The organism is Streptomyces sp. NPDC090442 (genome assembly GCF_044769405.1).
In the GTDB taxonomy this organism is placed as follows: Bacteria; Actinomycetota; Actinomycetes; order Streptomycetales; family Streptomycetaceae; genus Streptomyces.
In genome coordinates this window covers 26,653-50,154 of sequence record NZ_JBIVXW010000048.1, presented here as the reverse complement: position 1 = coordinate 50,154, position 23,502 = coordinate 26,653, and the positions used below count along the sequence as shown (strand labels likewise).

The 23,502-nt window shown below is 74.2% G+C and carries 18 protein-coding genes; 12 read left to right on the top strand and 6 right to left on the bottom strand.

All coding sequences use genetic code 11. The features are described 5' to 3' along the window. Positions 1 to 61: 61 nt before the first annotated feature. A complete protein-coding gene (locus tag ACIQU6_RS29235; RefSeq protein WP_403484686.1) occupies positions 62 to 688 on the bottom strand; it encodes a TetR/AcrR family transcriptional regulator in 627 nt (208 codons plus the stop codon). Between the two features lie 420 nt (positions 689 to 1,108). On the opposite strand from ACIQU6_RS29235, the gene ACIQU6_RS29230 reads away from it, so the two are divergent. The 7 genes from ACIQU6_RS29230 (at position 1,109) to ACIQU6_RS29200 (ending at position 7,721) form a co-directional block, all read left to right on the top strand. Beyond that, positions 1,109 to 2,716: an MFS transporter gene (locus tag ACIQU6_RS29230; protein ID WP_403484685.1), complete on the top strand. Its 1,608-nt coding sequence runs from the start codon at positions 1,109 to 1,111 to the stop codon at positions 2,714 to 2,716. Positions 2,717 to 3,120: 404 nt separating this feature from the next. Further along, positions 3,121 to 3,945, top strand: coding sequence for a HipA family kinase (locus ACIQU6_RS29225; RefSeq protein WP_403484684.1), 825 nt, complete (start codon positions 3,121 to 3,123; stop codon positions 3,943 to 3,945). Continuing rightward, positions 3,942 to 4,337, top strand: coding sequence for a DUF3037 domain-containing protein (locus ACIQU6_RS29220; RefSeq protein WP_403484683.1), 396 nt, complete (start codon positions 3,942 to 3,944; stop codon positions 4,335 to 4,337). The genes ACIQU6_RS29225 and ACIQU6_RS29220 overlap by 4 nt, the downstream gene beginning before the upstream one ends. Before the next feature lie 230 nt (positions 4,338 to 4,567). Continuing rightward, entirely contained in the window at positions 4,568 to 5,329 is a 762-nt protein-coding gene (gene fabG / locus ACIQU6_RS29215) for a 3-oxoacyl-ACP reductase FabG (protein WP_403484682.1), read from the top strand. A gap of 43 nt (positions 5,330 to 5,372) precedes the next feature. Beyond that, positions 5,373 to 6,143, top strand: coding sequence for an SDR family oxidoreductase (locus ACIQU6_RS29210; RefSeq protein ID WP_403484681.1), 771 nt, complete (start codon positions 5,373 to 5,375; stop codon positions 6,141 to 6,143). A 280-nt stretch (positions 6,144 to 6,423) separates the two neighbouring features. Beyond that, positions 6,424 to 7,092 carry a uracil-DNA glycosylase gene (locus ACIQU6_RS29205; protein ID WP_403484706.1) on the top strand — a complete coding sequence of 223 codons (669 nt, stop codon included), beginning with the start codon at positions 6,424 to 6,426 and terminating at the stop codon, positions 7,090 to 7,092. Between the two features lie 68 nt (positions 7,093 to 7,160). Further along, on the top strand, positions 7,161 to 7,721 hold the full coding sequence (locus ACIQU6_RS29200; RefSeq protein ID WP_403484680.1) for a hypothetical protein: 561 nt from the start codon (positions 7,161 to 7,163) through the stop codon (positions 7,719 to 7,721). 34 nt (positions 7,722 to 7,755) lie between these two features. On the opposite strand, the gene ACIQU6_RS29195 is transcribed toward ACIQU6_RS29200, so the two are convergent. Next, a complete protein-coding gene (locus tag ACIQU6_RS29195; protein WP_403484679.1) occupies positions 7,756 to 8,388 on the bottom strand; it encodes a TetR/AcrR family transcriptional regulator in 633 nt (210 codons plus the stop codon). A gap of 194 nt (positions 8,389 to 8,582) precedes the next feature. On the opposite strand from ACIQU6_RS29195, the gene ACIQU6_RS29190 reads away from it, so the two are divergent. Both ACIQU6_RS29190 and ACIQU6_RS29185 read left to right on the top strand, forming a co-directional pair. Then, positions 8,583 to 9,797: an FAD-dependent monooxygenase gene (locus ACIQU6_RS29190; RefSeq protein ID WP_403484678.1), complete on the top strand. Its 1,215-nt coding sequence runs from the start codon at positions 8,583 to 8,585 to the stop codon at positions 9,795 to 9,797. Between the two features lie 78 nt (positions 9,798 to 9,875). Further along, complete coding sequence (locus ACIQU6_RS29185; RefSeq protein WP_403484677.1) at positions 9,876 to 10,772, top strand: Gfo/Idh/MocA family protein; 897 nt, start codon at positions 9,876 to 9,878, stop codon at positions 10,770 to 10,772. 24 nt (positions 10,773 to 10,796) lie between these two features. Here ACIQU6_RS29185 and lnt read toward each other — a convergent pair whose 3' ends face one another. From lnt to ACIQU6_RS29165, 4 genes are all read right to left on the bottom strand, one after another. Next, positions 10,797 to 12,323 (bottom strand): apolipoprotein N-acyltransferase, encoded by a 1,527-nt coding sequence (gene lnt, locus ACIQU6_RS29180; RefSeq protein WP_403484676.1) that lies wholly within the window; start codon positions 12,321 to 12,323, stop codon positions 10,797 to 10,799. Between the two features lie 229 nt (positions 12,324 to 12,552). Beyond that, the gene (locus tag ACIQU6_RS29175) at positions 12,553 to 14,520 is read right to left on the bottom strand and encodes an ABC transporter ATP-binding protein (RefSeq protein WP_403484675.1); all 1,968 of its coding nucleotides are present in this window, start codon (positions 14,518 to 14,520) and stop codon (positions 12,553 to 12,555) included. Positions 14,521 to 14,787: 267 nt separating this feature from the next. Beyond that, the gene (locus ACIQU6_RS29170) at positions 14,788 to 16,362 is read right to left on the bottom strand and encodes a GAF domain-containing protein (protein WP_403484674.1); all 1,575 of its coding nucleotides are present in this window, start codon (positions 16,360 to 16,362) and stop codon (positions 14,788 to 14,790) included. Positions 16,363 to 16,597: 235 nt separating this feature from the next. Beyond that, positions 16,598 to 17,086, bottom strand: a complete 489-nt coding sequence (locus ACIQU6_RS29165) for a glutathione peroxidase (protein WP_403484673.1) — start codon at positions 17,084 to 17,086, stop codon at positions 16,598 to 16,600. A 786-nt stretch (positions 17,087 to 17,872) separates the two neighbouring features. Between ACIQU6_RS29165 and ACIQU6_RS29160 the strand changes: the two genes are divergently transcribed. The 3 genes from ACIQU6_RS29160 to ACIQU6_RS29150 all read left to right on the top strand — a co-directional run bounded on the left by ACIQU6_RS29160 (position 17,873) and on the right by ACIQU6_RS29150 (position 23,355). Next, positions 17,873 to 20,872 (top strand): BTAD domain-containing putative transcriptional regulator, encoded by a 3,000-nt coding sequence (locus ACIQU6_RS29160; RefSeq protein ID WP_403484672.1) that lies wholly within the window; start codon positions 17,873 to 17,875, stop codon positions 20,870 to 20,872. An 804-nt stretch (positions 20,873 to 21,676) separates the two neighbouring features. Then, entirely contained in the window at positions 21,677 to 21,940 is a 264-nt protein-coding gene (locus ACIQU6_RS29155; RefSeq protein WP_403484671.1) for a hypothetical protein, read from the top strand. Then, positions 21,931 to 23,355, top strand: a complete 1,425-nt coding sequence (locus tag ACIQU6_RS29150) for a condensation domain-containing protein (RefSeq protein ID WP_403484670.1) — start codon at positions 21,931 to 21,933, stop codon at positions 23,353 to 23,355. Before ACIQU6_RS29155 ends, ACIQU6_RS29150 begins: the two co-directional genes overlap by 10 nt. Positions 23,356 to 23,502 lie beyond the last annotated feature (147 nt).

Genomic DNA, 23,502 nt, shown 5'->3' with positions numbered 1-23,502 from the left:
CCGGCGCAGCCCTTTGATGGAAGTGCCGAGGCGTGCCGTACGGAAGTCCCGGGGCGATGCCTCAGGGAAGTTCCGAGGCGACGTCGTCGACGACGTCCTGTGCGCGGCGCTCCGGGACGCCGGCGGCCACCAGGATCGCGGTGGCCGTCCGCCGCCCATCGTCCTCCCACGCGCCCGAGTTGACGCTCTCAAGGAGCGCCAGAGTGAGGGCCTCCAGCCCCGCGCTGAGGGCCGCCGGCGGGACGTGGGCATGGAACACGCCGGACGCCTGCCCTCGCTCCAGTAGGGCGGTGGCCTCCTCGCGTGCCGGAGCCAGGACTTCGGTCACCCGCTCCACGCCCAAGTCCCGGCGTGCGAGGGCCAGGAGCAGCCGGTAGCAGTCGCCCACCGGCCACATCGACAGCACGAAGCGCGCAAAGGCCCGCTCGGGCGGCTCTACGGCGTCCGGCCGTTGCTCCGCCGCGTCGCGCAGCGCCTCGGACGCCTCGTCGGCCAGGGCCTCCAAGAGGGCGGCGCGCCCGGGGAAGTGGCCGAACAGGGTGCGGCGCACGACACCGGCGGCCCGTGCGATCTCCTCCAGTGTGGCGTCCGGGTTCCGGCCGAGTTCGTCCCGGGCCGTGGCCAGGATGCGCGCCCGATTGGAACGCGCGTTGCGCCTCACGGGCTCGCGGGCCACGGGCTTGTTCACCAACGGAACCCCAGCGGATCGGTACGGGAGGCGGGCGGTACGGACGAGGGCCCGCCGGTAGGGACGGCTCGCCAGTAAGGACGGCGGGGCGCGCCACTACGGGAGGCGGGCGGGAGTCATTCTCGCACGGGTGCGGGGCGCCGTCCGGGGCGCTCAAGCGCGACCGGGGCCGCGCCGGTCGGTGGGCGGCACTGGCCCGAGCACGGCATCGCGGCGCCCGGCTGTTCGCTCGCTGAAGCCCCCTGTCTGCCCGCCGGAGCTCAGTCGCCACTTCGCTTATTTGCACGTTGACGTGCAAGAAACTACTCTGCATCGCGAAGCTAATCTGCACATCGATGGGCAATTAAGGGTGGGTGTGATCCGCCCGCGCGCCCCGTCGCCCCCTCCCCTCACTGCCTCCGTATCCGTCCAGGAGCCGCCATGCCGCTCGTCGCGAACACGCCGGTCGAGAAGATGACCGCGCCCTATCCACGGCGCCGGTGGGCGCTGCTCGTGCTGTGCCTCAGTCTGTTGATCGTGGTCATGGCCAACACGTCCCTGATAGTCGCGGCGCCGGACATGACCCGGGACCTGGGGCTCAGCAGCAGCGACCTCCAGTGGGTCATCGACGGCTACACCGTCCCGTATGCCGCGCTGATGCTGGTTCTGGGCGCGATTGGCGACAAGTACAGCCGGCGCGGGGCGCTGCTCGCGGGGCTCGTGATCTTCGCCGGCGGCGCGGTGTTGGGCAGCCTGGTGCACCAGACCGAACTGGTCATCACGGCCCGCGCCGTCATGGGAGTCGGCGCCGCCGTGGTCATGCCCGCCACCCTCTCCCTCTTGGTCGCGATCTTCCCGAAGGGCGAACGGGCCGGCGCCATCACGGCCTGGACCGCCACCTCGGGACTGGCCATCGCGGTCGGCCCCCTGGTCGCCGGATGGCTGCTCGGGGAGCACTCCTGGGGTTCCACCTTCCTGATCAACGTCCCGGTCGCCGCCGTCGCCCTCGTTGGCGCGCTGGTGCTCGTGCCGCCGTCCAGGGCGGCGAACACGGGACGGATCGACTACGTGGGAGGGCTGCTCTCCATCGTCTCCATCGGGTGCCTCATCTACGCGACCATCGAAGGGCCGCACTTCGGATGGGGCGCAGCGCCGATCACCGCCGCCGCGGTCGCCGGCGCGGGCCTGATCGCGTTCGTCGCGTGGGAACTCGGGCACCCGCATCCCATGTTGGACGTGCGGAAGTTCCGGCAGCGGGCGTTCGCCGGCTCGATGATCGCGGTGCTGCTCTTCTTCTTCGGCACGTTCGGCGCGCTCTACTACGCCACCCAGCACCTCCAATTCGTCCTCGGATACGGCCCGTTGGCCACCGGTGTGCGGCTGCTGCCGCTGGCCGGCGCCGTCTTCCTCGGCGCCGCGGTGACCGGCCGACTGACCCCGCGGCTCGGCGTGAAGGCCATGGTCGTGACCGGCATGACGATCGGCACCGCCGGAGTGCTCCTGCTCACGCTCGTCGACAAGGGCTCCACGTACGCCGACTTCCTGGCCCCGATGATGCTCCTCGGGTTCGCCATCGGCCTGAGCGTCTCCCCGGCCACCGACACCATCATGGGCTCGTTCCCGGAGGCGCAACTGGGTGTCGGCGGCGGCGCCAACGACACGGCGCTGGAACTCGGAGGCTCCCTCGGCATCGCCGTCCTCGGTTCGCTGCTCGGCACGGCATACCGGGAGGAGCTGACCGACCTGGTTGGCCACCACCTCCCGCCGGCGGCCCTGGGGGCCGCCAAGGACTCGGTGGGCGGCGGCCTGGCCGTGGCCGAACGCCTCGCGCACGACCCGGCCGTCGGGCCGGAGCGCGCGGCGCCGCTGGTGGGCGCGGTCCACGAGGCGTTCGCCCGGGCCGTCGCCCACACCAGCCTCATCGGCGGCGTCATCATGGCCGCCGGCGTACTGCTCGTCCTCGTGGTGCTGCCCGGTCGGCGCGCGGCACGACGCCGGTCCGACGAGGAGCCCGCGGCGGCGGGGAAGACCCACGCCGAGGTCCACTGAAGTCATGGGCGAGGCAGGGGCATCGAGCGCCCTTGGGGCGGGGTGACGCCCCAAGGGCAACGGTGCGGCCCGTTGGGCGACGGTGAGGACCGACGCCTAACGGGCGACGCGCGCCGGAGGCCCCCGCCCGCGACGCCGCCCTCCCCTTCCCGCATGTACGTGACAGCGGTGTCCCGCTACATCGATGCCCCACCCGCCGCCGTCTACCAAGCCCTGCCCGACGCGCAGGCCGTCGCCAAGTGGCGGGCCCCGAACGACATCAGCTGCCGGGTACACGCCGTCCGGGGCGGTGAGGCGAGGCCGCGCCGCCGCAGGCCGCGCCGCGCGCGGGGTGGCCAAGCTCCGCCGGAGCCCCCGGCGAAATACCCCGGAGTCCGTCCCGCCACGCCGGGTAGCCTGGGCGGATGCTGACCGAAGTCACAGCGACCCGCTACGTCACGCCCTTGCGTGAGGGTGGGTCGCTGCCCGGGATCGTCGAGGGAGACGACCTCGGGACCTACATCATGAAATTCATCGGCGCCGGGCAGGGCCGCAAGACGCTGGTCGCGGAGGTCATCTGCGGGGAGCTGGGGCGTCGGCTCGGGCTGCGGGTGCCCGATCTGGTGCGGATGCAGCTCGACCCGGTCATCGGGCTGAGCGAGCCGGACCAGGAGGTCCAGGCGCTGCTGAAGGCCAGCGGGGGGCTGAACCTGGGGATGGACTACCTCCCCGGTTCGCTGGGGTTCGACCCGCTCGCCTTCGAGGTGGGCGCGCGCGAGGCCGGCCGGGTGGTGTGGTTCGACGCGCTGATCAACAACGTGGACCGGTCCTGGCGCAACCCCAACCTGCTGGTGTGGCACGGCCAGTTGTGGCTGATCGACCACGGCGCGGCGATGATCTGGCACCACAACTGGCCGACCGCCGAGAAGGCTTCGGCCCGGCCGTACGACGCCTCCGACCACGCGCTGGCGACGTTCGGGCCCGATGTGGCCGCCGCGGCCGAGGAGTTCGCGCCGCGGATCACCCAGGAGCTGCTCGACGAGATCGCCGCGGACGTGCCCGACGAGTGGCTGGCCGGCGAGCCCGGCTTCGACTCGCCGGACGAACTGCGCGCGGCGTATGTGCGCACACTGCTGGCCCGGGCGCGGACCATCAGCGACCACATCACCATCGGGCAGCCGACGAAGGACAAGCCGTCCCAGGCCCCGGAGTGGCTGGCGGGCAAGTTGCCGCGGAGGGCCGTCACGTGAGCGGACTGCACAATGGGCGCGACCTCTTCGAGTACGCGCTGCTGAAGGTCGTCCCGCGGGTCGAGCGCGGGGAGATGATCAACGCCGGGGTGGTGGTGTACTGCCGCGCGTGGCGGTTCGTCGAGGCCCGCACGCACCTGGACGAGGCCCGGCTGCTGGCGCTGGACCCCACCGTGGACGTGGCCGGCGTACGGGCCGCGCTGTGCGCCGTCGAGGGCGTCTGCGCGGGCGGTGCGCGGGCCGGCCAGGCCGCCGGCGACGACCCGGGGCAGCGCTTCCGCTGGCTGATCGCGCCGCGCAGCACGATCGTCCAGCCGGGGCCGGTGCACACCGGGTTGACCGTCGATCCGACCGTGGAGGCGGAGCGGCTGTTGGAGCTGCTGGTGCGGTGACGGCACGGTGATGGCGCCTCGGGCGCGAGGAGCGGGGCGGGTTTCCCTCGGGGGAGGCCCGCCCCGTTCGTCGTGTGCGGGTGGGCGTGCGGTGGTGGGGCGTTGACAGGGGGTGGCCGGGCTTCTAGCGTCAGCCCTGCTGAGGCTACTAAGCGGTTGCTCATTGGTAGCGGGGCAGCCGCCGGTCGAGGCGTTCGAGGATTCGACGAACGAGGGTGAGGAGAACCCGCATGTCCACCACCGAGCAGCGCGTCGCCATCGTGACGGGCGCGGCCCGCGGCATCGGCGCGGCCACCGCCGTCCGCCTGGCCGCCGAGGGCCGCGCCGTCGCCGTACTCGACCTCGACGAGTCGGCCTGCAAGGACACCGTCGGGAAGATCACCGCGGCCGGCGGCCGGGCCGTCGCGATCGGCTGCGACGTCTCGGACAGCGACCAGGTGGCGGCCGCGGTCGAGCGGGTCGCCTCGGAGCTCGGCGCGCCGACCATCCTGGTCAACAACGCGGGCGTGCTCCGCGACAACCTGCTGTTCAAGATGAGCGACACCGACTGGGACACCGTCATGAACGTGCACCTGCGCGGTGCGTTCCTGATGTCGCGGGCCTGTCAGAAGCACATGGTGGACGCCAAGTTCGGCCGGATCGTCAACCTCTCCTCCAGCTCGGCGCTCGGCAACCGCGGCCAGGTCAACTACTCGGCGGCCAAGGCCGGTCTGCAGGGCTTCACCAAGACCCTTGCCATCGAGCTCGGCAAGTTCGGCGTCACCGCGAACGCCGTCGCCCCCGGCTTCATCGCCACCGACATGACCGCCGCCACCGCCGCCCGCGTCGGCATGGAGTTCGAGGACTTCAAGACCGCGGCCGCCACCCAGATCCCGGTGCAGCGCGTCGGCAACCCCGACGACATCGCCAACGCCATCGCCTTCTTCACCGGCGAGGCGGCCGGGTTCGTCTCCGGCCAGGTCCTGTACGTCGCCGGCGGTCCGCTCTGCTGACCTCCGGACCGACCGCAGGACCACAGGAGCAGGAGAACAGGACATGACAGAGCAGGACAGCGGTCTCCCGGCGCCCTCCGGCAAGGTCGCACTGATCACCGGGGCCAGCCGCGGCATCGGCTACGGCATCGCCGAGGCCCTCGTCGCCCGCGGCGACCGGGTGGTCATCACCGGGCGCAACGAGGACGCCCTCAAGGAGGCCGCCGGGACGCTGGGCGCCGACCGGGTGCTCACCGTCGCGGGCAAGGCGCACGACGAGGCGCACCAGGCCGCCGCCGTCGAGCGGACCATGGAGACCTTCGGTCGGGTCGACTACCTGGTCAACAACGCCGGTACCAACCCGGTGTTCGGCCCGATAGCGGACCTCGACCTCGGAGTGGCGCGCAAGGTCTTCGAGACCAACGTCGTCTCGGCGCTCGGCTTCGCCCAACGCACCTGGCACGCCTGGCAGAAGGACAACGGCGGCGCGATCGTCAACATCGCCTCGATCGCCGGTGTCGCGCCCTCGCCGTTCATCGGCGCCTACGGGATCAGCAAGGCGGCGATGGTGAACCTGACGCTCCAACTGGCGCACGAGTTCGCGCCGGCGGTACGGGTCAACTCCATTGCCCCCGCGGTGATCAAGACCAAGTTCGCCGCCGCGCTCTACGAGAACCGCGAGGAGGAGGCGGCCGCCGCCTATCCGATGGGGCGGCTGGGCGTCCCGGAGGACATCGGCGGGGCCGCGGCCTTCCTGCTGTCCGACGCGGCCGGTTGGGTCACCGGGCAGAACCTCGTCGTGGACGGCGGACTGTTCCTGAAGGCCGGGGTGTGACGACCCGGGGCCGTCGATCCGGGCGCCCCCGTTGAGGTGTGCCTCCGCCGCGTGCGTTCCAGGAGGCGGGGTGCTTGGTGCCGGTCCCCTCAGGGGGCCGGCACTCCCGGGTCGGCAACGCGCGCCCGGGCGGCCCGGTTGGACACCGCGCGAGGGCGCGGGGGATGCTGCCGTGCACGGCCCCCGCGGGCGGCCCGCGGCGGGGGCTGTCAGTGGTCGCCGGTAGGTTCGTGTGACGAGAACGGAACGCACACCGGAGGTTGTTGACGTGGTCACCGACATGCTGCCCGAGTCCTGGCGCGGGGTCCTGGGCGAGGAGTTGGCGAAGCCCTACTTCAAGGAGCTGATCGACTTCGTCGAGCAGGAGCGGGCGGCCGGGCCGGTCTACCCGCCCCGCGAGCAGGTCTTCGCGGCGCTGGAGGCCACCCCCTACGACCGGGTCAAGGTCCTCGTCCTCGGCCAGGACCCGTACCACGGCCCCGGCCAGGGCCACGGCCTGTGCTTCTCCGTGCAGCCCGGCGTCAAGACCCCGCCGTCGCTGCGGAACATCTACAAGGAGATGAAGGAGGAGCTCGGTCACCCGGTGCCGGACAACGGCTATCTGATGCCCTGGGCGCAGCAGGGCGTCCTGCTGCTGAACGCCGTGCTCACCGTCCGCGGTGGCGAGGCCAATTCGCACAAGGGCAAGGGCTGGGAGAAGGTCACCGACGCGGTGATCCGCGCCGTCGCCGAGCGTCCTGACCCGGCCGTCTTCGTCCTGTGGGGCAACTACGCCAAGAAGAAGCTGCCGCTCATCGACGAGCAGCGGCACGTCGTGGTCCAGGGCGCGCACCCGTCCCCGCTGTCGGCGAAGAAGTTCTTCGGCTCCCACCCCTTCACCCAGATCAACGAGGCGATCGCCGCCCAGGGCCACACCCCGATCGACTGGCGCATCCCCGACCTGGGCTGACCCCGGCCCCCGGCGCGTCGCGCACACCGCGCGCGGCCCCCGCCCGGCGGTTAGCGTCGGGAGAGCCGGTGGTGGCGAGCGAGGACGGGGAGTGCGCGGTGGTGGAGCAGTGGCGGTCGGCGGAGCGCGAGGACGGTGTGCCGACCCGGATCGGCCAGGCGATCATGCTGCATCGCGCCGGCGACCGGGAGGAGGCCCGCAACCGTCTCGCCGCCCTCTGGCAGGAGATCGGGCCGCTCGGCGACGCCTTCCACCGCTGCGCCCTCGCGCACTACATGGCCGACACCCAGGACGATCCCCGGGACGAGTTGGACTGGGACCTGCGCGCTCTGGAGGCGGCGGAGGGCTTCGTCACCGAGCGCCCCGCGCGGGCCCGCCCCCCGGGCGCCGCCGAGGGGCCGGGCCCCCGTCAACCGCTCGCCGCGCTACGGGCGTTCTTCCCCGCCCTCCATCTCAACCTCGCCGCCGACTACGCCGGACTCGACCGCCCGGCCGACGCCCGTGCCCAGCTCCGCCGGGCCCGCACCTCGGTCCGCGCCCTCGCCGAAGGCGAGTACCGCCGGCGACTCACCGAGGCGATCGATCGCCTGGAAGTCCGCATCGAGGGCGCGGCGGGACCGTTCCGTTAGGCAGCGGCGGGGCGTCCCCACAAGGCCGGCCCCCTCAGTCGCCCAACATCCCCTCCAGCAGCTCCGCACAGGAGGTGCGCAGCGCATCGCGGGTGGGGACCGCGGCGTGGAACTGCCCCGCGACGCAGGAGAACAGCACCCCGTCGCACCAGGCCACCAGGGACAGCACGTGCCGCTCCGGCGCCGCGGAGCCGGCCGCCGCCAGCAGCGCCGCCACCGGTTCCCGGAACGCCCGGCCCGCCCGGTCGTACACCTCCCGCAACTCCGGCCGACGGGTGGCCTCCAGCGCCAGCTCGTAACGGGCGATCAACAGCTCGCGGTGGTGCGAGAGATAGCGGTGCAGGGCGAGCGCGAGGGCGTCCGCGAGTGCCGCCGGCCCGTCGGCCGCCGGGTCCGCCGACGCCGGGGTCGCCGCCTTCGCGACCTCCTGCGGCGTCAGCACCGCCGCCTCGCGCTCGGCCAGTCGCCGCACCGCCGCCGCCAGCAGTGCCGCCCGGGTCCGCGCGAGGTTCGACGTGGAGCCCTGCGGCAGTCCGGCCGCCTCGTCGACGGCCCGGTGCGTCAGCCCCCGCATCCCGCGCTCCGCGAGCAGGGACAGCGCGGTGTCGGCGATCAGCCGGTGCCGGGGGAGGGACGCGGGCGGCGCGCCGGCCTTGCGGGGACTCATGCCGGCGAGCCTAGCGCGGGAGGACGGGCCGTCACTACGCCCGTAGTTGGGGGCTGCGCCCCGCCGGCTACACCTCCTTCACTACAGGTGTAGTCTCCCTCTGTCCGTGCGGAACTACAGGTGTAGTCACGCGCTGTGCGGGCGCTCGAAGGGCGGGTGCACCGGCGCGCGGCAGAGGTGAGGGAGGCGGCGGCATGCGGCAGCGCACCGCGATCGTGATCGGCGGCGGGATCGGCGGGCTCACCGCCGCGGTGGCCCTGGACCGGCGGGGTTGGCGGGTCACCGTCCTGGAGCGGGCCGCCGCGCTGGAGCCGGTGGGCGCGGGCATCGGGCTGGCCGCCAACGCCCAACGGGCCCTGGACACCATCGGCGTGGGCGACGCGGTGCGTGCCCTGGCCTCCTGGCAGTTGGCCGGCGAGATCCGCCGCCCCGACGGGCGGTTGCTGGCCCGTACGGACAACGCGGCGGCGGTCCGCAGGTTCGGCGGCCCCGTCGTGGTCGCCCACCGCGCCGACCTGGTCGCCCTGCTCGCGGCCCGACTGCCCGACGCCGCGGTCCGTACCGGGGTCCCGGCGGCCCTCGCGGACGCCGGCGATCCGCTGCGGGACGACCGCCCGGCCCGGGTGCGGTGCGCCGCCCTCGACGGCGAGCCGGAGGAGCTCACCGCCGATCTCGTGGTCGCCGCCGACGGCATCCACTCCGCGGCCCGCCGGACGCTCTTCCCCGACCACCCGGCGCCCCGCTACGCCGGCTTCACCGCCTGGCGCTTCGTGGTGCCCGCGGCCGCCGCCCCCGGTCATGCCGCCGACCCGGACACCGCGCACGAGACCTGGGGCCCCGGTGGCCTGTGGGGCACCCTGCCGCTGCGCGACGGGCGGATCTACGCGTACGCCACCGCGGCCGTGCCGCCCGGCGGCGACCGGGCCGGCGGTGACCAACGGGCCGAACTGGTACGGCGGTTCGGCGCCTGGCACCGGCCCGTCCCGGACCTGCTGGCCGCCGTCGAGCCGGCCGCCGTCCTCCGCAACGACGTGTACGCCGCGGCCGGCCCGCCGCCCGCCTTCCACCGCGGCCGGGTCGCCCTGCTCGGCGACGCGGTGCACCCGATGACGCCCAACCTCGGGCAGGGCGGCTGCCAGGCCGTCGAGGACGCCGTGGTCCTCGCCCACGAGGCCGCCCCGGACGCCCCGTTGGCGACCGCGCTGGTCGCCTACACCCGGCAGCGGCTGCCCCGCACCATGGACGTGGTCCGCCGGTCGGGACGGATCGGCCGGCTCACCACCTGGCGCTCCCGGCCCGCCTGCGCGCTGCGCGCCGCCCTGGTCGCGACCACCGCCCGCCTGGCACCGGACCTCGCGCTGCGCGGCCTGGACGGCATCGCCGACTGGCGGCCGCCGACCGCCCCGTAAGCTGCGAGGACGGGCGCCCCGTCACCCGCCACGGCGGACCAGGGCACCCGGACCCCGGAACCGCAAGGGAGAAGTTGAGTGAAGGTCGGCTGCATCGGACTCGGAGACATCGCGCGCAAGGCGTACCTCCCCGTACTGGGCGTCCAGCCCGGGATCGAGCTGCACCTGCAGACCCGTAACCCGGTCGCGCTCCAACAGGCAGGCGAGACCTACCGGTTGGCCGACCGGCAGCTCCACGCCGACCTGGACGCGCTGCTCGCCGCCGGCCCGGACGCCGCCTTCGTGCACGCCGCGACGGTCGCCCACCCGGAGATCGTGACCCGGCTGATCGAGGCCGGGATCCCCACCTACGTCGACAAGCCGATCGCCTACGACCTCGCCGACACCCGGCGGATCGTGGCCCTCGCCGAACGCCGCGGGGTGGGCCTGGCCGTCGGCTTCAACCGCCGCCACGCGCCCGGATACGCCGCGTGCCGGGAGCACCCCCGCGAGCTGATCCTGATGCAGAAGAACCGCACCGGGATGCCCGAGGACCCGCGCACCCTGGTCCTGGACGACTTCATCCACGTCGTCGACACCCTGCGCTTCCTGGCGCCCGGGGAGATCGAGCACGTCGACGTGCGGGCCCGGGTCCGTGACGGCCTGATGGACCACGTGGTGCTCCAGCTCTCCGGCGACGGGTTCACCGCCATCGGCACCATGAACCGCCGCAGCGGCTCCGCCGAGGAGGTGCTGGACGTGTCCGGCCAGGAGGCGCGGCGCCAGGTGATCAACCTCGCGGAGGTCATCGACCACGACGGGCGGCCGAGCATCCGGCGCCGCGGCGACTGGGAGTCGGTGGCCCGCCAGCGCGGCATCGAGCAGATCGTCAGCTCCTTCCTCGACGACGTGCGGGCCGGGCGGCGCCCCTCGGCCCAGGACGCCCTCCGCACGCACGAGCTGTGCGAACGGGTGGTCACCGAGGCACTCGGGTAACCGGGGACCGGCGCGGGCACCGCCTCATCGGGCGGCGCCGCGCCGCCCGATGGCCCGCACCGCCCCGGTCAGCCCGTAGACGAGCAGCGCGGCGACCGCCCCGTAGAGCACCCAGTCGCCCCAGCGCGTGTACGGGCTGGTGCCCCGGGCCAGCGGCAGGTCGTAGACGGCCGACGTGCTGCGGTCGGTGCCGAGGCGCTCGCCGACCGGCTCGCCGCGCGGCCCGTACACCGCGCTGATCCCGGTGAGCGTGGCGTGCACCATGGGGCGCCAGGTCTCGGCGGCGCGCAGCGCCCCCAGGGAGGCGTGCTGCGCGGGCGCCCAACTGTCCTGGAACGTCGCGGTGGACGACTGGGCCACCAGCAACTGCGCGCCGTCGGCGGCCAGATGGCGGCTCATGTCCGGGAACGCCGTCTCGAAGCACACCAGCGGGCCGGCCCGCAGGCCGCCCGCGGCGGGCAGCGGCATCACCACCTGACGGGTGCCGCGCCGCCGGTCGCTGGTGGCGGCCTTGCCCACCTTCGTCGCCCACCCCAGCACGGACCGGGCCGGGACGTACTCGCCGAACGGGACCAGCCGCATCTTGGCGTAGCGGTCCCCGGTCGGACCGTGCGGGCCGATGAGGACCGCACTCTTGGCGATGCCGTGCCGGCCGGAGTCCGGTGCGTCGGCGTTGACCAGCAGGTCGGCGCCGGTGCGCGCGGACAGCGCGGCCAACCGGGCGGCGAGCGCCGGGTGGTCCGCCGGGTCCTCGTAGAGGCTGCTCTCGCCCCAGACGACCAGGCGCACCCCGCGGCCCGCCAGTGCGGCGGTGAGCGCCTCGCTGCGGGCCAGCCGCTGGGTGGGCGTGCCGCCCGGGCCCGGTTGGACGACCGCGATCCGTACCGTCCCGGCGGGCCGCGGGAGCGGCGCCCACCACCAGGCCGCGGCGCCGCCCAGCGCGCACACCAACAGCCCGGCGACGGCCGGCACCCGGGCCGTCGGGACGGCGAGCAGCCCGGCCAGCGCGGTGTTCACCGCCACGATCAGCAGGCTCAGCAGCCACACCCCGCCGAGCGAGGCCAGCCGTAGCGCGGGCGGCACCTGCCACTGACTGGCGCCCAGCAGCCCCCAGGGTCCGCCCAAGTACTCCCAGGACCTGACCAGTTCGACCATCAGCCAGCCGGCCGGTACCAACACCAGCGCCGCGGCGCACCGCCCGCGGCCCGGCGCCCCGCCCAGCAGCGCCCGCACCAGCAGCCCCCACGGCGCCCACAGCGCCCCCAGCAACAGCGCCAGGACGACGATGAAGATGTGCAGGCTCGGCAGCAGCCAGTGGTGCACCGCCAGCATGAACCCGGCGCCGCCCCACCAGCCGTACAGCGCCGCCCGCCGTGCGCTGCCGGCCGACCGCACCAGCAGCAGCCACGGCACCAGCGCCACATACGCCAGCCACCACAGGGACGGCGCCGGGAAGGCGAGGGCCGGCAGCGCGCCGGCGAGGGCGGCGGCCGGACCTCGTGTCCAGAGGGAGCCGTCCCCTCGCACCCGGTGGCCGAGCGGTATGTCCATACGGGCCCCCTGTCGCCGTGCGCGCCCCAACGTGTGCTGCCGTGTCACGTCGATATCTCTTGCCACGCTCAAGGGTGATCAGGCATGGGCGACTTCCGCCACTTCTTGGACATCCGGAATGTCGCGGGGTGGTGCCGTCCTACTAGCGCGCACCGGCGGGCCCGATACGGGCATGCGCGCGGCCCCGCCCTGGGGACGGGGGCCGCGCGGTGCCGGGGGCTTTGGGGCGTCAGTTCACCAACGAGGGCTCGGTGGCCGGCTCGGGACGGTCGTCGTCCGGCCCGGCCGGAACGCCCAGCGGGGCCGGGGAGTCTCCGGCGTCCGCCGCCCCGTGCCGCGCCGTGACGAACTGCGTCCGGTACAGCTCGGCATAGCGGCCGCCGGCCGCCAGCAGTGTCTCGTGGGTGCCCCGCTCGACGATCCGGCCGGCCTCGACGACCAGGATCAGATCGGCGGCCCGCACGGTCGACAGCCGGTGCGCGATCACCAGCGCGGTCCGCCCCTCCAGCGCCTCGGCGAGCGCCTCTTGGACGGCCGCCTCCGAGGTGTTGTCCAAGTGGGCGGTGGCCTCGTCCAGGATGACCACCCGGGGGTGGGCCAGCAGTAGCCGGGCGATGGTCAGCCGCTGCCGCTCGCCGCCGGAGAGCCGGTAGCCGCGCTCGCCGACGACGGTGTCCAGACCGTCCGGCAGCGAGGCGATCAGTTCCTCCAGGCGGGCCCGGCGCAGCGCGTCCCACAGCTCGTCCTCGGTGGCCTCGGGGTTGGCCAGCAGCAGGTTCTCCCGGATCGAGTCGTGGAAGAGGTGGCCGTCCTGGGTGACCATGCCCAGGGTGTTCCGCAACGAGGCCGCGGTCAGCTCGCGGACGTCCACCCCGGCCAGCCGCACCGCGCCGGAATCCGGGTCGTACAGCCGCGGCAGCAACTGCGCGATCGTCGACTTGCCGGCGCCCGACGAGCCGACCAGCGCGACCATGTGACCCGGTTCGGCGCGGAAGGAGACGTCGTGCAGGACCTCCTCGCCGCCCCGGGTGTCGAGCGTGGCGACCTCCTCCAGAGAGGCCAGCGACACCTTGTCCGCGGCCGGGTAGCCGAACCGCACCGCGTCGAACTCCACCGACACCGGGCCCTCGGGCACCGGGCGGGCGTCCGGCCGCTCGGTGATCAGCGGCTTGAGGTCCAGCACCTCGAAGACCCGCTCGAAGCTGACCAGCGCGCTCATCACCTCGATGTGCGCGCCGGACAGCGCGGTCAGCGGGGCGTAGAGCCGGGTGAGCAGCAGCGCGAGCGAGACGATCGCGCCCGCCTCCAACTGCCCGCGCAGCGCCAGGAACCCGCCCAGCCCGTAGACCACGGCCAGCGCCAGCGCGGAGACCAGGGTGAGCGCGGTGACGAAGTACGTCTGCACCATGGCCGAGCGGACGCCGATGTCGCGCACCCGGCGGGCCCGGGCGGCGAACTCCGCGGACTCGCGCGCCGGCCGGCCCATCAGCTTCACCAGGGTCGCGCCGGGCGCGGAGAACCGCTCGGTCATCTGCGTGCCCATCGCCGCGTTGTGGTCGGCGCCCTCCCGCCGCAGCGCCGCCAGCCGCCGGCCCACCATGCGGGCGGGCAGCACGAAGATCGGCAGCAGCACCAGCGCGATCAGGGTGATCTGCCAGGACAGCGTGAGCATCACGCCGAGGGTGAGCAGCAGCGTCACGATGTTGCTGACGACTCCGGAGAGGGTGTCGCTGAACGCCCGTTGGGCGCCGATCACGTCGTTGTTCAGCCGGCTGACCAGTGCCCCGGTGCGGGTGCGGGTGAAGAACGCGATCGGCATCCGCTGGACGTGGTCGTAGACCGTGGTGCGCAGGTCGAGGATGAGGCCCTCGCCGATGCGCGCCGACAGCCAGCGGGTCAGCAGTCCGAGCCCGGCCTCCGCCAGGGCGATCCCCGCGATCAGCCCGGACAGGCTGAGCACCAGCCCGGCCGACTTGCCGCCGACGATCGCGTCCACCACCCGCCCGGCGAGCAGCGGGGTGGCCACCGCGAGCAGCGCGGTGACCGTGCTCAGCACCAGGAACCACACCAGCATCCGGCGATGCGGGCGGGCGAAGGCCGCGATCCGGCGCAGCGTTCCGGGGGAGAGGCGGCGCTTCCCCTGCTGAGCGGTGATCGTGCTGTGCAACGAATGCCAGGCGGTGACTTCCATGTCCATCGCGGCCTCCTGATTGCCGGGGTCGTCGTCACGGGATCGCCGTGGATGACCGGCGACACGAAAGAACCTAGAACCTAAACCAATCTTGAGGTCAAGGGATTCCGGCCAGGGGCACCCGGGCGAGCGCCGGGGCCCGCCGCGAAACGTCGTCGGGGCGGGCCCCACCGACGACCGCACCGCCGCCGGCCGTCGACCGTCGAGCGGCCACCGTCCCCAACGTGCCCTGGCCCGGCCGACGTTACGCCGTCGACCCGCACCCCGCCCCGCCTACGGCTGAAGCGGCCCCTCCCAGACCACCGCCCCGTCCGGGTCGGCGTCGGCCCCGCCCTCCGCGCCCTCGCGTTCACTTCCGCCGATCACCGTCAGCCGGACGCCCGCCCGGCCGTCGGCCAGCGTGACGGTGGCGTCGACGACGACCCGGGCCGGCTCCGCCGCCGGCGTCAGCTCCGTCAGCGCCCGGCCGGCCGCGGCCACCAGTGCCCGGCCTGACTCCGCGCCGACCCGGGCGTCCACCGGCCCCACGAACAGCACCGACGGCCGGGCGCCCAGCACCGCCGCGGCCGCCCCGGCCTCCCGGAGGATCCGGGTGCGCAGCCCGGCCGGCGCCTCCGGCGGCCCCTGCTGGAGCGCGATGATCGCGGTGCGGATCTCCTGGATCGTCGCGTCCAGCTCGTCCACCGCCCGCCGCACGTCCTCCTTCACGTCCGGGCGGACGGCGGTGCGGTGGGCGCTCTCCAGCAACATCCCGGTGGCGAAGAGCCGTTGGATCACCAGGTCGTGCAGATCGCGGGCGATCCGGTCGCGGTCCTCGTAGACCGCGAGCCGCTGGCGGTCGTGGTGGCGGTCGGCCAGCACCAGCGCCAGCGCCGCCTGGGAGGCGAACTGGGTGCCCAACGTCCGTTCCACGTGCGTGAAGCGGGGGCCCCCGGACGCCCGGCAGAGCGCCAGCGCGCCCAGTACCCGGTCGCCGCTGCGCAGCGGCAGCAGCATCGTCGGCCCGTAGTGGCGCGACAGCGGGGAGATCGACCGGGGGTCGTCGGCGAAGTCGTCGGAGAACACCGCCAGCCCCGCGTGGATCTGGTGCAGGACCGGGCTCTCCGGCGGGATCGCGCCGCCGTACGCCTCGGCCCGCACGGACTCCGACAGCAGGGTGGAGATCGCCACCACCTCCATCGCGCCGTCGGACCGCGGCAGCAGCACCGCCCCGGTCGCCGCCTCCGCCAACTCCCGCCCCTTCTCGGCGACCACGGTCAGCGCGTGCTCGGCCGCCGAGCCGCTCTCCGGACCGGCCAGCAGCGCCGTGGTCACCGACGCCGCCCCGTCGATCCAGCGCCTGCGCTGCCGGGCCGCGGCGTGCATCCGGGCGTTGCCCATGGCGATCCCGGCCTCGGTGGCCAGCACCCGCACCAGGTGCAGATCCACCTCGCCGAACGGCCGCGTCGCCCCGCCGCCCGCCTTCCCGGCCAGGTAGACGCTCCCGAACAGCTCGCCCTGCACCTTGATCGGCACCCGCAGCGCGAACGGGGCGGTCGGCCGGCCCTCGGGCGGGCTGCCGTGGGTGATCAGATCGCGCCGCCCCTCGCCGTCCTCGTCCAGCACCTCCACGGCCGCATAACGGGCGCCGGTCAGCGACGCGGCGGTCTCGGCGATCCGGTCCAGCACCCGGTGCACGTCCAGGTCGGAGCCGATGGCGACCATCGCCTCCAGCAACTGCGGCAGCCGCGCCAGCGGGCCGCCGGCCAGATTCCGCAGGTCCTGCGCGGTGCGCTCGGCGAGCTCCGCCGCCGAACCCGCGGGCCCGGCGCCGTCGTGCGGATCGACGGGCTCGGGGAACGGCGGCATGGGCGGCGCCTTCTGGGCTGACAGTGTCGGACGGTACGTCTGCGACCAGTCTAATTCGCCCGGAAGGATGACATCGGGGAGGTAACGGAACGGGCGCACCAAGGCGATGCCGTCGCCCCCGCCCGCCGACGGCCTCACCGCTCCGCCGCGACCGTCAACGCGCCCGGCCGCGTGCGAGGGACGGCGGGCCCCGGCCGGACAAGGCCACGGCCCGCCCCTCCGGGCGCCCCCGGGATCAGGCCGGCAGGGCCGCCTTGATCGCCTCGACCAGTTCGTCCGCCTCCGGCTCCGTCCGCGGCCGGAAGCGGCCGGCGATCGCGCCGGTGTGGTCGATGACGAACTTTTCGAAGTTCCACTGGACGTCGCCGGCCGACCCCTCCGCGTCCGGGGTGTCGGTCAGCTCGGCGTAGAGCGGGTGTCGGTCCTCGCCGTTGACGTCGGTCTTCTCGAAGAGCGGGAAGCTGACGCCGTACGTCGCCGAGCAGAACGTGGCGATCTCCTCGGCGGTGCCGGGCTCCTGGCCGGCGAACTGGTTGCTGGGGAAGCCCAGGACGCTGAACCCGCGGTCGGCGAACCGCTGTTGGAGCCGCTCCAGCCCCGTGTACTGCGGGGTCAGTCCGCACTTGGACGCCACGTTCACCACCAGCAGGGCCTTGCCCCGGTAGTCGGCGAGGGAGGCGGGCTCACCGGTCAGGGTGCGCAGCGGAATGTCGTACAGGCTCATGCTCGGGCTCCTCGGTGCGGTTCCGTGGTCGGGGACGTCCATCTTCACCCGCAACAACCGTGCCCTGCCTGCTCTTCCCGGGATCGTCCACCGGCCAGGTCACCACCGGCCGCAGCGTGCCGGCCCGCCACTCCTTGAGCAACTGGTCGAAGATCGGGGTGTCCTCCGCCACCGGGCGTCGGGCGCGCGGTGGCGGCAACCGGGGCGGCTGGTGGGGGAGTGAGATGCGCTGGAAGGGGTGGCCCGGGGCCCGCTTGACGTCCATGCCCGGAAGCAATACCACACGGCAGGCCGGCACGACGGCTCTTGCCTGACCTGGTAAGTAGCGTGCGTGTGCGGGTAGTTCGCCGCGCCGTCGTGCGGTACCCCGCGGAGCTTTGCATGATCGTTTTCGGTGGGCTTCCCGGTTTCCCGCCTGATCGGGCCAGGAGGGGAACGCGCGAGCGAGGTGCGCCGCGGGACATGGGCGGCTGGTGACCTCGGCGGCTCGCCCCCGCGGACCCGGCCCGCCCCCGACTCCGGGTGACACGGCTCGCGCTCGTCGCCGCGGCCGGGGCGGAGTGGCAGGGTCCGGCGTGGCCGCCGCCGCTCGTCCTGGCGGCGTGCGGGGACCGTACCCACCAGGGCCTCAAGGGCGAGTAGCTCGCCAACTCCCGAGCGCCGTAGGGGAGATGCGGGCGGAGGGCGGCGGTGCGTGGTCGGTCCTCGCCGCCGCCCGGTCCGGCACCCTGTGCCGGTAGGTAGACTTCCCCGCATACGCGCTGGTGGAGACAGGAGTCCTCGTCGTTGGGCACGATAGACGATGGCGTGCGCGTCCGGCTGCTGGGCCCTGTCCGGTTCCTCTCGCCGACCGGTGAGGAGGGCTCGCCCGGCACTCCGGGCGAGCAGGCACTGCTGGCGGCCCTGGCCCTGCGCGCCGGGCGCCTGGTGACGGCGGATCAGCTGATCGAGGACCTCTACCACGGCGCCCCTCCCGCGTCCGCGCGCCGCGTGGTCGTCAACTACGTCCACCGCCTGCGCTCCAGGATCGACAGCGGCCACGACGGGGCGAGCCTCATCGAGTCCGGTGACGGCGGCTACACCCTGCGGCTCCCCGCGGACGCCGTGGACGCGCTGCGATTCGGCCGTCTCACGGCGCAGGCGCGCCAGTCCGCCGTGGGCGGGCAGCAGGACCTGGCGCTGGCCCAGCTGGAGGAAGCCCTGGGCATGTGGCACGGCGCCGCCCTCCCCGGGCTGTCCGGACCGAACGCCGAGGGACAGCGGCGCATCCTGACCGAACAGCACGCCACCGCCCTGGAGCACCATCTGGAGCTGCTCCTCGCGTGCGGGCGGCACGATGTGGCGATCCCCCGCATCCTGCGCGCGCTGGAGACCCACCGCTACCGCGAGCGGCTGCACGCCTTCCTGATGACCGCCCTGTACCGGTCAGGACGTACCGCGGAGGCCCTGGACGCCTACACGAGCGCGGCCACCCTCCTGGCCGAGGAACTCGGCATCGACGCCGGTGCCGAGCTGCGGCAGCTCCACGCCCGCATCCTGGCCGGTGACCCCGGGCTGCTCGCGGCGGCGGAGCCCGCGTCCGCCGGTGAGGGCCGGGCCGCAGCCCCGGCCCCGGACGGCTCCCGTGCGGCGCCCCGCCCCGCGCAACTGCCCGCGCCCCCCGCCGACTTCACGGGGCGTTACAAGCAGATCGCCGAGCTGACCACCGTACTCACCGATCGCGACGCCCACACGGTCGTGGGGGTTACCGGCATGGGCGGCGTGGGCAAGACCTCTCTCGCCCTGCACGTGGCCCACACGGTCGCCGACAGCTTCCCCGACGGCCAGCTCTACGCCGACCTGCGCGGTGCCGACGGGGAGCCGGCCGAGCCCAGGGACGTGCTGGGCGGCTTCCTCGCCGCGCTGGGCACCCCGCCGGAACGCATCCCGGTGCGGGAGGCCGACCGCGCCGCGCTCTTCCGGTCCGTCGTCGGTCGCCGCTCCCTGCTGATCGTCCTCGACAACGCCCACAGCGTGGCCCAGGTCCAGCCGTTGTTGCCGGGCGGCCCCCGGTGCGCGGCCCTGATCACGGCCCGGGCGCTCACCGCCATGCCCGCGACGGCCATGCTGCGGCTGGGCGTGCTCAGTCCGCGTGAGGCGGTGGCGCTCATCGGCCGGATCGCCGGTGCGCACCGGGTCGAGGAGGAGCCCGGAGCCGTCGCGGACCTGGTGGCCGTCTGCGGCTACCTGCCACTGGCGCTGCGCGTGGCGGCGGCCCGGCTGGCGGTCCGCCCGTCCTGGTCGGTCGCCGCCCTGCTGGCCCGGGTGTCCGACGAGGCGCGCCTCATGGGCGAGTTGCGTGCCGGTGACCTGGCGGTGGACGCGGTCTTCGAGCTGTCATGCTCCCAACTGACACCGGAGCAGGAGCGGGCCTTCATGACGATCGCGGTGCCGCACTGGCACGAGTGGGGCGCGCAGGAGGCCGCCGCCGTGCTCGGCCTCTCCGAGCTGGACGCGGAGGACGTGCTGGAATCCCTCGTGGACGTCGCTCTGTTGGAGTCCGTCGCGGCGGGCCGCTACCGCTTCCACGACCTGATCGCCGCCTACGCCCGTGGGCGCGCGCGGGCCACGCTGAGCGAGCGGGAGCGGGACCTGGCCGTGCGCTCCGCCGTGGACTTCATGTGCTCCTCCCTCGTCACCGCCGTCGTGGAGACCCAGCCGCTGTCCCAGCCGCTGACCCACGAGATCCACCCGCGCAGTTCGGCCGGTGCCCGGGTGGGCCGCGGCCCCGCCGCCGTGGAGTGGGTCCGGGCGAACATGCCCGCCATGGCGGCCCTCGTCGAGCAGGCCGCGGCCACCGCGGACGCGACGGCGATCGCCCTCAGCGTCGACATCCTGGCCCTCCTGCCCTGCTTCGAGGACTCCATCCCCCTGGCGACCCTGGCGCGGGCCGCCACGGCGATCGTCGACACGGCCGCCGACCGGTGCGACCAGGGGGTCTACGGCACGGCGCACTACTCGGCGGGGGTCATCCTCCGCCACCACGTCGCCTTCGACCGCTCACGCGGCCACCTGCTCAGGACCGTCGAGATCTTCGGTGGCGGCCGGTGGCCGGGGGACAGCACCCGGCGGTTTCTCGCCGTGCTCTTCGCGCATTCCATGCTGGCGGACCTCCACCACCAGCGGGGCGACTTCACCGACGCCCGCGCCCACGCCGGGCTCTCCGTCGCCCTGGCGGAGACCAGCGGTGACCACCGGCTCGTCGCCCGGCGGCGCACCGTGCTGCTCGGCGTCGAGGCCACCGACCCCGCGCGCCGGTCCGAGCTCGACCGGGTCGGGGAGGAGTGCCGCGACCTCGCGGCGACGCTGACCGAGGCCGACGACCTCAAGTGGCTGATCACCGTCATGATGATCGAGGGGGACAGCCACCGCGGCGCGGGCCGCCACGAGCGGGCCGTGGAGCTGTACACGGACGTCGTGGAGCGGGCCGCCGCGAGCGGGCACGTCCGGATCGAGACGGAATGCCTGTGTCGGCTGGGCGAGGTGTTCCTGGAGGGCGGCGACCCGGCGGCCGCCCTCGCCCACGCGCGCCGCGCGGTCGAGCGGGCCACCCTGGTCCAGGAGAACCTCATCATGGCCCGCGGGCACCGGCTCCTCGGCTCCGTCCTGCGGGCGCTCGGCACGGCCGGCCGGGGCGGTGGCCCGGACGGCGGTGCGGGGAGCGACGTGGGCGAGGAGGCGGACGAGCAACTGGAGCTCGCGGCCTCGTTGTTCAAGGAGTTGGGCCTGCCCGGCCACGGGGTGTGATCCCCCGCGGCGTGGCCGCCGACGGCCCTCTCGGGTGCGGTCCGGCGGTCGTCCCGTAGCCTGTTGACCTCCGCAAGTCCTACGGTCCCCAGCGTGTTGACACCGCGTTGACTCCGCGTTGGTCCGGTGTTGACCACCGCGGAATAGCTTCGGGCGGTACAGGAGGGCGGCGTTCCACCGCCGCCCGCCCTTCCGTAGCCCCCGCCGCCTGATGTTCCGTCATGCATGGCGCACGACCTTGCGCGAGGCATTGGTGCTCACTTCCGACAGACACCCGCTGCTGCCCAGCCGCGCCGCATCGCAGCCCGGCTCCGGCCCCGTGACCGGCGGTTTCCCGCTGCCCCCGGTCACAGGCCGGCCGGCGGAGCGCCGTGGCCCCGTCGCGGCCGCGGTGTCAGGCGGCATCCTGACCGCCGACCTCGCCCACGCCTGGCGACAGTACGCCAGCCCCGGGTGGGCCACGCCGGGCCAGCCCCGCACGTCGTTCGGCGCCCGGGTCACCGAGCCGACCCACGCGGCCGTGAAAGCGGGTCGGAACGCCGAACTCGCCTACGGAAAACGGGTGTTGGGTCATCCCGCCCCGCTCCACGGGCTGCCCGCACCGGACCCGGAACAGGACACCGTCGGCACCGCGGGCCGGCTCGTGCGCCAACTCCCCGCGGCGTCCGCGCACCGCCTCGGCCACGGGCTCCTGCGTCACCTCAACCCACCCGCCGCGGCACACCTGGCCGGGCTGCCGGCCCACAGCCCCTCTACCTCGGCCACGCCGACGCCGCCGGCCGTGCGAACCGGTCGCTCGCTGCGGTGCGGGACGCGCTCAGCGGTGGCGCCGACCCGGATCCGCCGCCCGCCCACAGCGTCGAGATCAACGCGCTCGTCCACGACGACGGCAACGGCGTCCCCCTGCTGACGACGACCTGCACCTGGGCCAGGACCGTGCTGACGGAGAACGGGGCCCGCGAACTGGCCGACCACGGGTCCGGGCGCTGTGCGCACTCGCGCACCTCGTGGACCCGGAAGACGCCCCGGAAGACACCGACGGATCGGACCCTGCCGAAGTGCCCCTGACACACCTCGAACAGCACGAGATCGAAGAGATCGAGACGGCCCACCCGCACGCGGCCGCCATCCTGCCGGTCACCCCCCTGCAACGGGAACAGCTGCGGCACACCCTGCGCACCCGGCACGGGGCCGACGTCTGCACCCTGCAGATGGCGTACGACCTCGAAGGCGCCCTCGACGCAGACGCGTTGCGCACCGCCTGCCGCTCGCTCCTGGAACGCCACCCGGCGCTCCGGGCCTCGTTCCTCCTGGACCATCGCGCCGGACCGCTCCAGACCATCGCCCGGGAGGCGGACCTTCCGTGGCGTTTCAACGACCTGTCCGGGATGCTCGGCGAAGACCAACAGGTCTGGTGCACCCAGCTCCTGGAGGCCGACCGGGCCAGACGCTTCGACGTGACACGGCCGCCACTCATGCGCTTCACCCTCGTCAGGCTGGCGCCCGACCACCACGTCCTGCTCGTCAGCGCCCATCAGGCGTTGCTCGACGAGCGGTCGCTCACGCTGCTGCGCGCCGAGCTCTTCCGGCTCTACGAGGCGGGGCCGGAGCAGTCGCCGTCCGTGCCCGGAGCCGCTTTCCCCGAGCAACTCACCCACCTCGCCCGTCTGCACCGTCAGGAGCACGGCGTCGTTGGGGAGGTGTCGCGGGACAAGTGGACCCGCGGCCCGGAGGGCTTCGGCCCCGCGTCCTCGGCCCTCGTCGCCGACGTCGGCGGCAGGCTGCTGCCCGAGTCGCACACCACCGAGCTGGGCGAGGAACGCACCGACGCCCTGCGCAAGACCGCCCGCCACCACGGGCTGACCCTCGGCATCGTCGTCCGCACGGCCTGGGGGCTCGTCCTGCGCGCCCACACGGGCCGCGACGAGTTCGTCTTCGGCGCCACCGTCCCGGGCCGCGCCTCCGACGCACCCGGCGCGGCGTCCCTCATCGGGCCGTTCGCGCACCTCGTGCCGGTACGGTTCCGGGCCGCCGCCGAGGACACTCTGGTGGATCTCGCGGCGCGCCTCCGGGACGAGGACGCGGTCGTCCGGTCGCTCCGGCGCCCGGACCGGGAGAACCGGGAGAACAGCGACCCCGCCGCGGGCGGCGGCGACCTGTCCGACGCCCATATGGCCTTCCACGACGCCCCGTTCGACCCCACGGCACTGCGGCGGATGGGCGGCGTCGACGTGCGTGGCGTCGATGTCCGGGGTGGCACGCACTACCCGCTGTCCCTCGACGCCCGGGCGTCCGGTGCCGGCCTGACCCTGCGACTGGACCATCGGACCGACCGCTACGACAGCATCCAGGCCAGGGCACTGGCCGGCCGTCTCGTCCGGGAACTGGAACGCCTCGCGGCCACCCCTGACGCGGCGGTCGGCCCCGTACCGCATGACGGTGCCCGGGTCCGCCCCGTGCCTGGTCCGAACGCCGCCCGCTGATCCGGCGACACGGCGGCACGGCGGGGGGCGAGGCGGCACGAGCCCGTCCTCCTCTGCGGCGTGCGCCTGCTCGCGTCCCCGAGTACCAGCCGTACGCCGTCGCCGGATACGCCTACGCCTGCCGGACGGACGACCTGGCGCGCGGTG